The organism is Johnsonella ignava ATCC 51276 (genome assembly GCF_000235445.1).
Classification (GTDB): domain Bacteria; phylum Bacillota; class Clostridia; order Lachnospirales; family Lachnospiraceae; genus Johnsonella; species Johnsonella ignava.
The window spans coordinates 1-1654 of sequence record NZ_JH378852.1 but is presented as its reverse complement, the minus strand read 5'-3'; the positions used below and the strand labels follow the sequence as shown (position 1 = coordinate 1654).

Here is a 1654-nt window from a genome sequence, read left to right as displayed (position 1 = left end):
TAAGTTTTTATAAGATTTTTCAATTTTTCAATTTGCTTTTCTGAAAGCTGCTTATTTCCAATCAGTGCAGCAAACATTTTATCAATGGAACCATCAAACATTTTGTCAATAAACTCATTGGTTTCTGCTATCTGTACTTTTTCTTTCGGAATAAGAGCATGACACATAAAGTTCGGTTCGGAGCGTTCAATCGCACCCTTGTTGATACACCTCTTTATTAAAGTATAGGTTGTATTCATATTCCAACCAATCTCTTCTTTCAATACATTTGAGATATGCTTGGCAGTGCAGTCTCCTTCATTCCAAAGAACATTCATCACTTTAAGTTCTGAATCAAATAGTTTTACAATCATTTTTACAATCCTCCTTGCAAAAGACTGGTGTAGTTTTGACTATATACTACCATAGTCTTTTATAATAGTCAATACTACTGTAGTAGTTTTTTTGAATATTTTTATAGCTTTTCTATTTCTTTACATATTCCTTGACAGTTTTTCAATCATCATATTTATGTGAACTTCTAATTTTTAGAATTACCTATAAACCATCATCAGCAGCACTCATATTTAGGTGCATATAAAGTGCCTGTGAAGATAAAGGCATTTCTAAAAAACATATCACACCAAATAACGGACTTGGAAAACATTCGTCTTTCTTCCATTTTTCTCTCCTCTCTTGTTTTTTAAGGATGTCGTGATTTACGACACCCTTCGTTTTTGATGTTATCCCATTTCGGGGCTTCATCTTTCCTCATTCCTGTAATAGTTCTTTGTCTTTTCCTTTCGTTTTTCGTAGGCTTCTTGTTGCTCTTGATACTTCTTAATCTGTGCAATGACACTTGGTTTTTCCCCTCTCTTGATTGCCTTATCAATCTCAATGGATAGGTCTATTCCATAATCGTCATTGACTGTCTTGACTGCATACTTGATATGGTTGATACTTTCATATTCTTCTTTGACTATTTGAGATTGTCTATTGAGTTTTGATATTTCATCTTCAAGGCTTTGTATTTCTTTTTGCCAGTCCTTTATCTTGATAGCCGATGAACCTGTTATCTTTTCAAGTATCGCCCTTGCTCTTTTATATTTATCTATCTCATCTTTATGAGAATTGTAAAAACTTTCTTTGAATAGGGATTTACTGTTCCATTCCTCAAAGACTTGTTTGTTATCTTTTATGATGTCCGCATAGGTAAAACATTTATTTAAGCTTTCTATCCTTGCAGTTTTAGCCTTAATGTCTTGACTACTCTTTTTATTTTGGGATTGTAATGTACTTATCCTTTCTTGCAAGTCAGCTATGGTTTCAAGATTATTGTCCTTTAGATATATTCTTGCTTTTGAAAATCGTCTTAGGTCTGCTCCTATCTTTTTGTTGCTTGCATAGGGGTTTAACTTTCTTGCTTTTTCTCCCTGTAAATCATAGTAAATACTGATGTATTCATAGAGATTAAAGAGTTCCGCTTTGTTTTCATATTCTTCTCTTTTCTCTTGTTTGTACTGCTCATATTTTTCAAATAAGACTTTAATAAAATCATTCAGCCAAGAGGTGAGTTCTATAATTCTTTCTTGGATTACTCTCACAATGGAATTATGCTTTTTGATTTCTCGGTTGATGTTTCCTTTCTCGGTTTCTACTCCTTTTCGCTCTAAGG

The 1654-nt window shown here is 32.9% G+C and carries 2 protein-coding genes and 1 pseudogene; all 3 read right to left on the bottom strand.

What is annotated here, in order from left to right; translation table 11 throughout:
- Positions 1 to 353: BlaI/MecI/CopY family transcriptional regulator (locus HMPREF9333_RS11900; RefSeq protein ID WP_005542374.1), on the bottom strand; the 353-nt coding region annotated here is incomplete at its 3' end.
- 184 nt (positions 354 to 537) lie between these two features.
- Positions 538 to 744 (bottom strand): hypothetical protein, encoded by a 207-nt coding sequence (locus HMPREF9333_RS13430; protein WP_040883157.1) that lies wholly within the window; start codon positions 742 to 744, stop codon positions 538 to 540.
- Positions 741 to 1654, bottom strand: a pseudogene (locus HMPREF9333_RS11890) (MobQ family relaxase); the annotation flags it as partial. The pseudogene HMPREF9333_RS11890 and the gene HMPREF9333_RS13430, both read right to left, overlap by 4 nt.

Bases quoted from the DNA above. Each gene is read 5' to 3' on its own strand.
- HMPREF9333_RS13430 (WP_040883157.1), bottom strand. From the start codon at position 744: ATGAAGCCCCGAAATGGGATAACATCAAAAACGAAGGGTGTCGTAAAT.